At 68.4% G+C, this 12,274-nt stretch carries 13 protein-coding genes; 11 read left to right on the top strand and 2 right to left on the bottom strand.

Features of this window, described 5'->3' with window-relative positions:
* Positions 1-41: 41 nt before the first annotated feature.
* From ccmA to AC13F7_RS11180, 11 genes are all read left to right on the top strand, one after another.
* Complete coding sequence (ccmA, locus tag AC13F7_RS11230; protein ID WP_483000371.1) at positions 42-671, top strand: heme ABC exporter ATP-binding protein CcmA; 630 nt, start codon at positions 42-44, stop codon at positions 669-671.
* Entirely contained in the window at positions 668-1,363 is a 696-nt protein-coding gene (ccmB, locus tag AC13F7_RS11225) for a heme exporter protein CcmB (RefSeq protein ID WP_483000369.1), read from the top strand. Before ccmA ends, ccmB begins: the two co-directional genes overlap by 4 nt.
* A 123-nt stretch (positions 1,364-1,486) precedes the next feature.
* Positions 1,487-2,251 carry a heme ABC transporter permease CcmC gene (gene ccmC, locus AC13F7_RS11220; protein WP_123730745.1) on the top strand — a complete coding sequence of 255 codons (765 nt, stop codon included), beginning with the start codon at positions 1,487-1,489 and terminating at the stop codon, positions 2,249-2,251.
* Complete coding sequence (locus tag AC13F7_RS11215; protein ID WP_123730744.1) at positions 2,248-2,433, top strand: heme exporter protein CcmD; 186 nt, start codon at positions 2,248-2,250, stop codon at positions 2,431-2,433. Before ccmC ends, AC13F7_RS11215 begins: the two co-directional genes overlap by 4 nt.
* Positions 2,430-2,891, top strand: a complete 462-nt coding sequence (ccmE, locus tag AC13F7_RS11210) for a cytochrome c maturation protein CcmE (RefSeq protein ID WP_481469496.1) — start codon at positions 2,430-2,432, stop codon at positions 2,889-2,891. The genes AC13F7_RS11215 and ccmE overlap by 4 nt, the downstream gene beginning before the upstream one ends.
* Positions 2,892-4,805, top strand: coding sequence for a heme lyase CcmF/NrfE family subunit (locus tag AC13F7_RS11205; protein WP_483000366.1), 1,914 nt, complete (start codon positions 2,892-2,894; stop codon positions 4,803-4,805).
* A gap of 9 nt (positions 4,806-4,814) precedes the next feature.
* A complete protein-coding gene (locus AC13F7_RS11200; protein ID WP_123730741.1) occupies positions 4,815-5,426 on the top strand; it encodes a DsbE family thiol:disulfide interchange protein in 612 nt (203 codons plus the stop codon).
* A gap of 4 nt (positions 5,427-5,430) precedes the next feature.
* Positions 5,431-5,877 (top strand): cytochrome c-type biogenesis protein, encoded by a 447-nt coding sequence (locus AC13F7_RS11195; protein ID WP_483001018.1) that lies wholly within the window; start codon positions 5,431-5,433, stop codon positions 5,875-5,877.
* Positions 5,871-6,887: a tetratricopeptide repeat protein gene (locus tag AC13F7_RS11190; protein ID WP_483001016.1), complete on the top strand. Its 1,017-nt coding sequence runs from the start codon at positions 5,871-5,873 to the stop codon at positions 6,885-6,887. The genes AC13F7_RS11195 and AC13F7_RS11190 overlap by 7 nt, the downstream gene beginning before the upstream one ends.
* Before the next feature lie 73 nt (positions 6,888-6,960).
* Positions 6,961-8,073 carry a homoserine O-acetyltransferase MetX gene (gene metX, locus AC13F7_RS11185; RefSeq protein WP_481469500.1) on the top strand — a complete coding sequence of 371 codons (1,113 nt, stop codon included), beginning with the start codon at positions 6,961-6,963 and terminating at the stop codon, positions 8,071-8,073.
* Positions 8,074-8,081: 8 nt separating this feature from the next.
* Positions 8,082-8,699, top strand: coding sequence for a DUF1294 domain-containing protein (locus tag AC13F7_RS11180; protein ID WP_483000363.1), 618 nt, complete (start codon positions 8,082-8,084; stop codon positions 8,697-8,699).
* A gap of 30 nt (positions 8,700-8,729) precedes the next feature.
* On the opposite strand, the gene cydC is transcribed toward AC13F7_RS11180, so the two are convergent.
* Both cydC and cydD read right to left on the bottom strand, forming a co-directional pair.
* Positions 8,730-10,403, bottom strand: a complete 1,674-nt coding sequence (gene cydC / locus AC13F7_RS11175; protein ID WP_483000361.1) for a thiol reductant ABC exporter subunit CydC — start codon at positions 10,401-10,403, stop codon at positions 8,730-8,732.
* Entirely contained in the window at positions 10,400-12,130 is a 1,731-nt protein-coding gene (cydD, locus tag AC13F7_RS11170) for a thiol reductant ABC exporter subunit CydD (protein WP_483000359.1), read from the bottom strand. Before cydD ends, cydC begins: the two co-directional genes overlap by 4 nt.
* Positions 12,131-12,274 lie beyond the last annotated feature (144 nt).

Raw genomic sequence — 12,274 nt, 5'->3', positions numbered from 1 at the left:
CGATACAATGGCGGCCCATTCCGGTGCAAAGATCCCGCCCCTTGAACGCCCCTCCGTTGCTGGCCGCGCATGGCCTTGGCTTCAGTCGCAACGACGAACCCGTCTTCGGCCCGCTGGATCTGCACGTGGATGCCGGCGAAGCCCTGCTGGTGCAGGGTGAGAACGGTGCCGGCAAGACCACCCTGCTGCGGGTGCTGGCCGGCCTGCTGCGCGCCGACAGCGGCCAGGTGGAGATCGATGGCAAGCGTGCCGGGCACAAGGAGCGCGCCAACTACGTGGCCTACCTGAGCCACCTGCCCGCACTGAAGCCGGACCTGGACACGCTGGAGAACCTGCATTTCCTGTGCGGCCTGCACGGCCGCCGCGCGCGCCAGATGCCGGGCAATGCACTGGCCATCGTCGGCCTGGCCGGGCATGAGGACACCCTGGTGCGGCAGTTGTCGGCCGGGCAGAAGCGGCGCCTGGCGCTGGCCCGCATCTGGCTCTCGCCCGCGCCGCTGTGGCTGCTCGACGAGCCCTACGCCAATCTGGATCTGGACGGCATCAATCTGGTGAACCGCATGATTTCCGCGCACCTGCGCAGCGGCGGCGCCGCCCTGGTCACCACTCATGGCGCCTATTCCGCCCCGCCGGTGCGTACGCGCCTGCTGACCCTGGGAGAAGCCGCATGATCGCGCCAGGGACCGAGCCGGGTCTGTGGCAGACCGCACGGGCGCTGGTGGCCCGCGACATGCGCCTGCTCTGGCGCCGCCGCGGCGATGCGCTGCAGCCCGTGCTGTTCGCGCTGCTGGTGGTCGTGCTGTTCGCACTGGCGCTGGGCCGCGATCCGGAGGCCATGGCCCGCGTGGCCGCGGCGGTGATGTGGCTGTCGGTGCTGTTGGCCGGCCAGTTGGCGATGGATTCGCTGTTCCGCAGTGACGCCGAAGATGGCTCGCTGGAGCAATGGCTGCTGGCCCCGGTGCCGCTGGCCTGGCTGGTACTGGTGCGGGTGCTGGTGCACTGGCTCACCACCGCGCTGCCGCTGATCGTGATCTCGCCGCTGCTGGCAGAAATGCTGCATCTGCCGCATGACCAGCTGCCGATGTTGCTGGCATCGTTGCTGCTGGGAACGCCCTTGCTGAGCCTGATCGGCGGGGTGGTTGCCGCGCTGACGGTCGGCATACGGCGCTCTGGTATTCTCGTGGCGCTGCTGGCCCTGCCGCTGTATGTGCCGGTGCTGGTGTTCGGCGCAGGCAGCGTGGCGGCGGTCGCGCGCGGGCAGGACCCGATCGGCGCGCTGCTGATGCTGGGCGCCGGACTGGTGATTGCACTGGTGCTGGCCCCGCTGGCGACAGCCGCCGCGATCCGCATCTCGCTGAGTTGAGCGGTATGGCGTACTGTCGGTGGCGTGAGCGGCGTTGTGATCGTCACCTGCATCCGCGTCACCCGTTGCCGAGCCACTCCACGTCCGTTCCATCGTCGCCCTTCGTTGGATAGCCACTGCCGCATGCACCCGATCGTCCGCTGGTTCCACCAACTCGGTTCGCCGCCCACCTTCGACCGCTTTGCCGCGCGCTGGTCGCGGGTGTTCTACCTGGCGGCAGTGCCGGTGCTGCTTATCGGCATCTGGCAGGCACTGGCGGTGGTACCGGCCGATTCCAAGCAGCTGGACAGCTTCCGCATTCTCTACATCCATGTGCCCAGCGCGTGGATGAGTCTGTTCGTGTTCGCGCTGATGGCGCTGTACGCGGCGATCGCGCTGATCTGGCGGATCAAGACCTGTGAAATCCTGGCGATGGCCTGCGCCCCGCTCGGTGCCGGCTTCACCCTGATCACTCTGCTGACCGGCAGCATCTGGGGCAAACCGACCTGGGGCACCTGGTGGGACTGGGACCCGCGCATGACCACCGAGCTGATCCTGCTGCTCCTGTATCTGGGCGTGATCGGCCTGTACTACGCCATCGAGGACCGCCGCAGTGCCGCGCGCGCGGCCGGCCTGCTGGCCATCGTCGGGGTGAGCCTGCTGCCGGTGATCCGCTATTCCGTGGAATGGTGGGGCAGCCTGCACCAGGGCCAGACCATCCGCCTGTTCGGCGAATCCACGCTGGATGCCAGCATGGCGCTGCCGCTGTGGCTGATGGTGATCGGCACCAAGCTGTGGTTCGCCGGCTCGCTGCTGGCCAAGGCCCGCGCCGACAACCTGCTGCGCGAGGCCGGCAAGGCCTGGGTCACCGCCGGCATCCGTGCACCGCTGGAGGACCGCCGCCCATGACCCACCTGCCCTATGTGATTGCCGCCTACGCGGTGTTCGTGCTGGTGCTGGGCAGCGATGCCATCGGCTCCTGGCTGCGCCTGCGCTGGGCGCGCCGCTTGGCGGTCCGCCGCCAGCAGCGCCAACAGGCCCGTGCGGCGGCCGGCAGCGCGCCGCCGCTGGCGCCGGAGCTGACCCGATGAATCCGGTCCGGCGTCGCCGCCTGCTCTGGGTGATGCTGCTGGTGCTGGCCTCCGGCCTGGCGACCGCGCTGGTCGCGATGGCCCTGCAGCGCAATATCGCCTACCTCTATACCCCGTCCGAAGTGCTGCGCGGCGATGCCGGCGATCACGCCCGGTTCCGCCTGGGCGGCATGGTGGTCAAAGGCTCGCTGCAACGCGCGCCCGGCTCATTGGATGCCCACTTCGTGGTCACGGATGGTGACGCGACCCTGCCGGTGATCACCTCGCGGATCCTGCCGGACCTGTTCGCCGAGGGCACCGCTGTGGTGGCCACCGGCCGCCTGCAGGACGGTCGCTTCATCGCCGAGGAAGTGCTGGCCAAGCACGACGAGACCTACATGCCCAAGGAAGTGGCCGACAAGATGGGCCAGGCACACACCAAACACGATGTGCCCGTGCCGGCGCCGGAGACGTACTGAGTGCTGCCGGAACTGGGGCAGATCCTGCTGGTCACCGCGCTGTTGATGGCCGTGCTGCAGACCGTGCTGCCGCTGTGGGGCGCCCATCGCGGCCGCACCGCCTGGATGGCGGTGGCACGACCGGCGGCGTATGCGCAGCTCGCGCTGTTGCTGGGCGCATTCGGCGTACTGACGGCCGCCTTCGTCACCCAGGATTTCTCGGTGCGCTATGTGGCGGAGAACTCCAACTCGCTGCTGCCACTGGCCTACCGTTACTCGGCGGTCTGGGGCGCGCATGAAGGCTCGCTGCTGCTGTGGGCGCTGGTGCTGGCCCTGTGGTGCGGCGCGGTCGCGCTGTGGTCCAAGCGCATGCCGGCAGAGGTGTCCGCCCGCGTACTGGGCGTGCTTGGCATCATCAGCATCGGCTTCCTCGCCTTCCTGATCTTCACCTCCAACCCGTTCGCGCGGCTGATTCCGGCGCCGCTGGAAGGACGCGATCTCAACCCGCTGCTGCAGGATCCCGGGCTGATCATCCACCCGCCGATGCTCTACATCGGTTACGTCGGCTTTGCAGTGCCCTTCGCCTTCGCGATTGCCGCGCTGCTGGAAGGCCGCGTGGATGCGCGCTGGCTGCGCTGGACCCGCCCGTGGACCAACGTGGCCTGGGGTTTTCTGACCATCGGCATCGCACTGGGCAGCTGGTGGGCGTATTACGAACTGGGCTGGGGCGGCTGGTGGTTCTGGGATCCGGTCGAGAACGCCAGCTTCATGCCGTGGCTGGCCGGGGCCGCGTTGATCCATTCGCAGGCCGTCACTGAAAAACGCGGCAGCTTTGCCAGCTGGACGCTGCTGCTGGCCATCGCCGCCTTCGCGCTGTCACTGCTTGGCACCTTCCTGGTGCGCTCGGGCGTGCTGACGAGCGTGCATTCGTTCGCGGCCGATCCCTCGCGTGGCACCTTCATCCTGATTTTCCTGGCGCTGGTGATCGGTGGCGCGCTGCTGCTCTATGCACTGCGCGCCGGCGCGCTGACCAGCGAGGATCCGCGCCGCGGCTTCCTGCCAACCTCACGCGAGACCCTGCTGCTGGCCAACAACCTGCTGCTCGCCGCCGCCTGCGGCATGGTCCTGCTCGGCACGCTGTATCCGCTGCTGGCCGATGCACTGGGCCTGGGCAAGGTCTCGGTCGGGCCGCCCTACTTCGGCACGCTGTTCGTGGTGCTGATGGCACCGCTGGTGGCACTGCTGCCGTTCGGGCCGCTGGTCAACTGGCAGCGCGATCAGGCCTCGCGCCGCGTGGCGATGCTGGCACCGTGGGCGGCGCTGGCGCTGCTGCTGGGCGTGATCGCGTACTTCATGGCGCCGCAGGGCGCGTTGAAGACCGCTGCCGGCGTGACCGGTGCGGCCTGGGTCGCGTTCGGTACCGGGCGTTTCGTCTGGGCCCGCCTGCGCGGCAACGGGAAGTTCACCGCCGAGATGGTCGGCATGCTGCTGGCCCATGGCGGTGTGGCCGTGTTCCTGGCCGGTGCGCTGCTGGTGGAAGCCCTGAACGTGCAGCGCGAAGTGGCGCTCGCTCCCGGGCAGTCGCTGGTGGTGGGCTCCTATGAAGTGCGCTTCGAAGGCGTGGATCATCAACAGGGCCCGAACTACGTCGCCGATCGCGGCCACCTGCGCGTGTTCCAGCATGATCGCCAGCTGGCCCTGCTGCATCCGGAAAAGCGCCTGTACGCCAGTGGCGGCCAGGTGATGACCGAGGCCGGCATCCACGCCCGCCTCAACGGCGATGTTTACGTGGCACTTGGCGAGTCGCTGGGCAACAATGCATGGGCCGTGCGCGTGCACATCAAACCGTTCGTCCGCTGGATCTGGCTGGGCGCGCTGCTGATGGCACTGGGTGGCTTCGTCACTGCCGCCGACCGTCGTTTCCGTCGTCCCTAGGAGTTTCCCGTGTCCGATCCCCGCCCTGCCTCCCGTCCGCTGCCGCCCGTGGCCATCGTCATCGGGGTGCTGTTCTTCTTCGGGCTGCTGGGGCTGATGATCTACGGGGTGATGAAATCCGGCGCGCCGGACCGCGACGTGCTGCCTTCTGCACTGATCGGCAAGCCGGCACCGGCGTTCGAACTGCCGGTGCTGCACGACCCGCACATCAAGGTCAGCAGCACCGAGCTGCGTGGTGCGCCCTACGTGCTCAACGTGTGGGGCAGCTGGTGCGCGGCCTGCCGCGACGAACATCCGATCCTGACCAGATTCGCCGAGACCAAGCGCGTGCGCGTGATCGGCTACAACTGGAAGGACGAGCCGGCCGATGCCCTGCGTTGGCTGGAGCAGTTGGGCAATCCGTTCGTGCTGGTGCTGAGCGACATCGAAGGCCGCACCGCGATCGACTGGGGCGTCACTGCCGCGCCAGAGACCTTCCTGGTCGACGCCAGTGGCGTGGTGCGCTGGAAGTACAGCGGCGCGCTGAGCCAGCGCGTGATCGATACCCAGCTGATCCCGGAACTGGAAAAGGTGGAGCGTGCCCATGCCAATGCCCAGCCTCAGCTGCCTGCCTCGCCGTAACCGGATGCTCCACCAGGCCGGAGCGGCGCTGATCGCGCTGATGCTGGCCCTCGCCTCGCCGGTGCTGGCGCAGGCCGTCTCCGACCCGACCCCGTTGCAGTACCGCGATGCCGCCGAGGAAGCCCGCTTCCATGCGCTGGCCGCCGAGCTGCGCTGCGTGCAGTGCCAGAACCAGTCGCTGGCCGATTCCAATGCGCAGATCGCGCACGACCTGCGCCGGGAAGTGCTGGTGCTGATGCAGCAGGGCAACAGCGATGCGCAGATCAAGCAGTTCCTGGTCGATCGCTATGGCGAGTTCGTGCTGTACCGGCCGCCGATGGAAGCACGCAATGCACTGCTCTGGTTCGGGCCGCCGGTGGCGCTGCTGATGGGCGCAGGCGTGCTGGTCTGGGTGGTGCGTCGGCGCAGCCGCGGGATCGAACCGATGGACAAGAGCGAGGAGCGCTGGTGAGCCTTTGGATGGCCCTGAGTGCCGCCGTCGTCGCGGCGGCCATTGCTGCACTCGTACTGCGGCCGTTGCGTGCAGGTGGTCAGCATCGTCCCTTCGTGATCGCCATGCTGGCCCTCGGGTTGGCCGGGGGCGCGCTGTACCTGCTGGTCGGCACGCCGGATGCCGCCGAACGGACGGCGGCCAGTAACGAACCCGCCACACTGGAAGATGGCGTGCAGGCGCTGGAACAAGCGCTGGCCAAGGATCCACAACGCGCCGATGGCTGGGCCCTGCTCGGCCGCTCGCAACTGGCGCTGGGCAAGCTGGCCGAGGCCACCGCCGCCTTCGACCGCGCGGTGCGACTCGCCCCGGACGACCCCGGCATCCTGGTCGAAGCCGCGCAGGCGCGCGCCCAGGCCGCACCCGGCAAACAGTTCGACGACCAGGCCCTGCAGTGGCTGCGCCACGCCAACGCACTCGCGCCGGAGAGCGAACGCGCCGGCTGGCTGATCGGCATTGCCCTGCGCCAGCGCGGGCAGGATGCCGAAGCGGCAGCCGCCTGGGAAGCCCTGCTGCCTCGCCTGGAGCCGGGCGCGGCGCGCGCGTTGCGCGAGCAGATCGACATCGCCCGCGGCAATGCCGGGCTGCCGCCTCTGGCTGACGCCCCCGCCTCTGCGGCGGCGGGCAACCACGCCCTCACGGTGCAGGTGCGTATCGCGCCGGGAAGCACGCTGGACCCCGCATTGGCCAACGCCACCGTGTTTGTGATCGCGCGCGCACCGGACGGCCCGCCGATGCCGATCGCGGTGCAGAAGCATCCAGCCAGCCAGTTGCCGCTGCGGGTCACCCTCGGCGATGGCGACAGCCCGATGCCCACCAGCACGCTTTCCCAGGTGCAGGAGGTCGAGGTCATTGCGCGGCTGTCGCGTTCGGGCCAGGCCAACCGCCAGCCGGACGATCTGGACACCACGCCGGTGCGGGTGCGCCTGCCGCATGCCGGGCCGGTGCCACTGGTGTTTGATCGCCCATGACCGATGCGCGGCCGCGACGCAGCGTGCCGCTCACCACTACGGCGCCATCGCGGCGCCCGGCTAAACTGCGCGCATGACTGAGTTCATTCCTCCCGGCACCCGTTATCACGCCCTGCCCTCGCCGTTCGCGTTCAAGCGCGGCGGTGAACTGCGCGACGCCCACGTCGCCTACGAAACCTGGGGCACGCTCGCTGCCGATGCCGGCAATGCGGTGTTGATCGTCACCGGGCTCTCGCCCGATGCGCATGCCGCAGCCAACGCCGACAACCCGGCTGCCGGCTGGTGGGAGGCGATGGTCGGCCCGGGCAAACCGATCGATACCGACCGCTGGTTCGTGATCTGCGTGAACTCGCTGGGCAGCTGCAAAGGCTCCACCGGGCCGGCCAGTATCGATCCGGCGACGGGCGAACTGTATGGCCTGCGCTTCCCCGAACTGTCCATCGAAGATGGCGCGCGGGCAGCGGTGGAAGTGGTGCGCGCACTGGGCGTGACCGAGCTGGCCTGCGTGATCGGCAACTCGATGGGCGGGATGACCGCCTTGGCGCTGCTGATGCTGCACCCGGGCATCGCGCGCAGCCACATCAATATTTCCGGCAGTGCCCAGGCGCTGCCGTTCTCGATCGCGATCCGCTCGCTGCAACGCGAGGCGATCCGGCTGGATCCGCAGTGGAATGGCGGTCGCTACACCGACCAGGCCTACCCGGAATCGGGTATGCGCATGGCGCGCAAGCTCGGCGTGATCACCTACCGCTCCGCCCTGGAATGGGATGGCCGCTTCGGCCGCGTGCGGTTGGATTCGGACCAGGCTGATGACGATCCGTTCGGCCTGGAGTTCCAGGTCGAAAGCTACCTGGAAGGCCACGCCCGCCGCTTCGTGCGCTTCTTCGATCCCAACTGCTATCTGTACCTGAGCCGCTCGATGGACTGGTTCGACCTGGCCGAATACGCCGATGGTGACGTGATGGCCGGGCTGGCGCGCATCCAGGTGGGCAAGGCGCTGGCAATCGGCGCCAACACCGACATCCTGTTCCCGGTGCAGCAGCAACAGCAGATCGCCGACGGCCTGCGCGCCGGCGGTGCCGATGCGCAGTTCATCGGGCTGGATTCACCGCAGGGCCACGATGCGTTCCTGGTGGATTTCGCACGGTTCGGACCGGCGGTCAGCGGGTTCCTGTCCTCACTCTGAGTTTACCCATGCGCCTTCAAGGAAAGATCAGCGAGTGGAACGACGCGCGCGGCTTCGGCTTCGTGCAGCCCAATGGCGGTGGTGAGCGATGCTTCGTGCATATCCGCTCGTTCTCCGCACGGGATCGGCGGCCGGTATTGGGCGATGTGATCACCTATGACGTGCAGAACGATGCGCAGGGACGCCGCAACGCCGTAGCGGTGCGGTTTGCGCTGGGTCGGGATGGAGGCAGAAATACGCTCACCTCCATTACCGCGACCACCGGCGGCAGAGACCGTCTTCCACGCAAGTTCGTCGCTGTGGTGTTCTTGATCAGCTTGGCCGCAGCTGCAGCTTGGCGGCAGTGGCCACTCTGGGTACCCATCCTGTACGTGGCCATGAGTGGCCTGACGTATCTCTGGTACTGGCACGACAAGTCAGCCGCGCAATACAAGCGGGGACGAACCCCAGAGAAGCACCTGCACATGCTTGCGTTGTTGTGCGGTTGGCCTGGCGCCTTGCTCGCCCAGTCCATCCTTCGGCACAAAAACCGCAAAGCGCCATTCCAACGCGTGTTCTGGCTGACGGTGGTCATCAACGTCACGGTGCTGGCGTGGCTGTTGCACGAAGGTCTGCTGCCCGGTTAGATCCACGCCGCGCCTGGATATCTTTCGCCGCTACCCTTCCAACCGTCCATCCCGCAGCCGATAGCTGCGATGCACGATGCCCTCTGGCAGTTCGTCATGAGTGATCATCAACAGACTGCGATTTCCCAGCGCATCCACCATGTCATGCAACAACGCATGCGCGGTGTCCACATCCAGGCCTTCGGTCGGTTCATCCAGCAACAGGATCGGCGCGTCACGCAGCAGCGCGCGCGCCAGCGCCAGCCGCCGCGCCTGCCCGGCTGACATGGTCGCGCCGTTTTCGCCCACCCACGCCGCCAACCCGCCGATCTGCTCGGCCCAGGCATGCAGCCGGACCTTCGTCAGCACCTGCCACAAGCGCGCGTCGCTGGCCTGTACATCGCCGAGGCGCAGGTTGTCCGCCACGGTGCCAGCGAACACCGGCGCGTTCTGCGGCAGCCAGGCGATCTGACGGTGCCAGTCGGCCTGCGCGAAACTGCGGATATCGGCATCGCCGTAACGCACGCTGCCAGCCTCTGGATCCCATAGCCGCAGCAGCAGCGAGGACAGCGTGGTCTTGCCACTGCCGCTGTCGCCGCGGATCGCGATCCGTTCGCCCGGCACGAGCTCCAGCTGCACATGGTCCAGCAGCACGCGCGCCTGTCCGGGCCAACGGAACACCACCTGATCGAACCGCAGCGTTGCGGGCACGGATGGCACCGCCACCGGCGCGTCGGCGTCCACCACGCCCGGCGCCTGATCCACGATCGCCTCCAGCCGCACCGCGGCGACGCGACCGGACAACCACGATTGCCAGGCCAACCCGATGCCGGCCCACAGCTCCAGCAGTGCCACGGTCAGGAACACCAGTGCGGCCGCCAGCGCGGCATCCACGCTGCCACGCTCGAAGGCATGCAGGGCCAGCCACAGCATCGCGACCAGCCCCCCCGCGCCACACAGACCGTGCAGCGCATTGCCACTGATCAGGCGCCAGCGGCGACGCTTGTCACGTGACTTCAGCTGCTTGGCCGCCACCAGCACGCGCTGGTTCCAATGTTCGCGCGCCTGCAGCGCGGCAAGATCGGCCGCACCTTCCAGCCCTTCGAACGATTGGGTCCGCAGCTGCGCACGGTGCAGGGCGCGGTCGCGTTCCTGGTCGGCCGCGCCACGCACGGTCAGCCACGGCACCCCCACCCCGATCAGCAAGGCGAGCACCGCCAGCAGAGCGGCCGCCGGCAGATAGATGATGCCGGCCGATACCACCGCCACCAGCGAGATGCCAGCCAGCGCCAACAGCGGGCCGATCGCGCGTACCAGCAGGCCATCGACCTCGCCGATATCGGACATCAGCCGCGCCAGCAGTTCACCGGTGCGTACACCGGCCAGGCGCGCCGGGGCCAGTGGCAGCGCGCGCCGGAAGAACCATACGCGCAGATCACGTGCGATGCGCAGGGTGACATCGTGGCCGACCAGCTTTTCAAAATAGCGCGACACGATGCGCGCCATGGTCAGCCCACGGATGCCCGCCGAGGGCGAGAAGAAGTTGAAGCCGTTGCCGAGCCCGGCCGCCCCGGCCAGGGCGGCGGCGGTGAGGAAACCACCGGACAGCCCGAGCAGCGCGGTGCCGGCCAGCATGGTGGTCCACAGCAGCAGCACGGTCAGCAGCAGGCGGCCGCGATGCCGGGCGAATACACCCTTCAGCGAATCGATGTGTGGGGCCTTCATGGCGTGACCTCCGAGGCCAGGCGCGCGCCGCCGGCGGTCAAGGTCAGGCGGGTGTCTGCCCAGCGCATCGCGGTCTCGCTGTGCGTGGCGATCACTACGCTGCGCCCACGTGCGAAGGCGGCCAGGGTACGCAGGAGATCGGCTTCGGTGTCCGGATCAAGGAAGGCGGTCGGCTCGTCGAGCAGCAGCAGCTGTGGATCGCGCAGCAGCAGCCGGGCCAGTCCGATGCGGCGCGCTTCGCCACCGGACAATCCGAAGCCGCGTTCACCGATCACCGTGTCCAGCCCCTGTGGCAGTGCGGCAGCGAAGCGCATCACCTGGGCGGCCTCGGCGACGGCGCGCAGATGCGCGTCGGTTGCGCCCGGTGCAGCCAGGCGCAGGTTGTCGGCGATCGTGCCGTGGAACAGATACGGGCGCTGTCCGGCGTAGCCCACGTCCAATCCCGGGCGCAGCACGATGCTGCCCTCGCGCGGTGGCAGCCAGCCGGCCAGCGCTTCCAGCAACGTGCTCTTGCCGCTGCCGCTGGGGCCGACCAGCGCCACGCGCTGCCCCGGCTCGATCTGGAACGAGAGCTGCTGCACCACATCGTGATGCGCCCCCAGTGGACGCAGGCTCACGTCGCGCACGACCACCGGGGGCGCGTGCTGTTCGAGCAGTTCCGGAACGCGTGCGGTCGCGGGCGATGTGTCCTCGGCGACGGGAGCCTCAGGCAGCTCGCCCAGCAGGCGCTCCACTTCCGCAGCTGCGGCCAATGCGTTGGCGCGGTCGTGATAATGCGCGGCCAATCGCCGCAGCGGTGCATAGAACTCCGGTGCCAGCAGCAGGCAGAACATGCCCACGCCCAGCGTCGGCACGTGTGCATGCAGCGACATCAGGCCGAGATAACTCAGGCCCAGATACAGCGCGACCATGGCCACGCTGACCGACGCGAAGAACTCGAGTACCGTGGAGGACAGGAAGGCGATCCGCAGCACTTTCAAGGTGCGCTCGCGCACGCCCTCGGCTGCCGTGGCTACACCATCCAGCTCGGCCTCGCCTCGTCCGTACAGGCGCAGCAGGCCGAGCCCCTTGATGCGATCAGCGAAGTGGCCACTCATCCGCGCCAGTTCGCCCAGCTGCGCACGCCCGGCGGCTTCAGCGCCCCAGCCGACCAGCATCATGAAGAACGGCACCAGGGGCGCGGTGAACAGCAGGATCAGCGCGATCACCCAATCGGTCCAGGCCACCGCGATGGCGATCAGCAGCGGAACCACCACCACTTCGATGCGGACGGGCTGATAGCCGGAGTAATAATTCTCGATCGCATCCGCATGGGCGAGCATCAGTTCGCCGAGTTCCCCGGTGCGTTGCTGGCGCAGCCACAGGGGCCCGCGCCCGAGCAGCCGCTGATAAACCCGTTCACGCAGCGCCAGCCGCGCGGCATCGGCGACATCACCGGCCGCCGCCTGGGTCGCACTGCCCAGCAGGGTGCGGATGCCCAGCACCGCCAGCAACCCCAGCAGCACGGGCGTAGCGTCGGCCAGCGGGCGGTGATCGACCAGCACCGCCTGAATCAACCAGGCGATGGCGGCCGCCTGCCCGATCAGCAAGGCGCCGGACAGGCAGATGCAGATCGCCGCCAGGCGCTGCTTGCTGCGGGCGGCCGCCGCCAGCCCACCCAGCCAATCCAGGCGACGGCGGCGCAGGGCGGTTGTCTCAACAATGGACGCGTCGGGGGGTATGCTCAAAACAAGTCACTGGCGGCCACAGGGAGGTTCCGTCGATTGTAGTAGGTGCTGGCCCCGCCCCCGTGCGGCCAGCGGTCGCAGGGGGTGGGATGCATACGATCCCCGCGCCGGTCTGTTTGTACATTGATCTGAATCAAGGCTGTT

The organism is Stenotrophomonas sp. K-6, assembly GCF_056861555.1.
This window is presented reverse-complemented; position numbering and strand designations above follow the sequence as displayed.

Coding starts and splice junctions, on each gene's coding strand:
- metX (WP_481469500.1), top strand. CDS start 6,961: ATGACTGAGTTCATTCCTCCCGGCACCCGTTATCACGCCCTGCCCTCG.
- AC13F7_RS11180 (WP_483000363.1), top strand. CDS start 8,082: ATGCGCCTTCAAGGAAAGATCAGCGAGTGGAACGACGCGCGCGGCTTC.
- ccmB (WP_483000369.1), top strand. CDS start 668: ATGATCGCGCCAGGGACCGAGCCGGGTCTGTGGCAGACCGCACGGGCG.
- AC13F7_RS11215 (WP_123730744.1), top strand. CDS start 2,248: ATGACCCACCTGCCCTATGTGATTGCCGCCTACGCGGTGTTCGTGCTG.
- ccmE (WP_481469496.1), top strand. CDS start 2,430: ATGAATCCGGTCCGGCGTCGCCGCCTGCTCTGGGTGATGCTGCTGGTG.
- cydC (WP_483000361.1), bottom strand. CDS start 10,403: ATGAAGGCCCCACACATCGATTCGCTGAAGGGTGTATTCGCCCGGCAT.
- ccmC (WP_123730745.1), top strand. CDS start 1,487: ATGCACCCGATCGTCCGCTGGTTCCACCAACTCGGTTCGCCGCCCACC.
- AC13F7_RS11195 (WP_483001018.1), top strand. CDS start 5,431: ATGCTCCACCAGGCCGGAGCGGCGCTGATCGCGCTGATGCTGGCCCTC.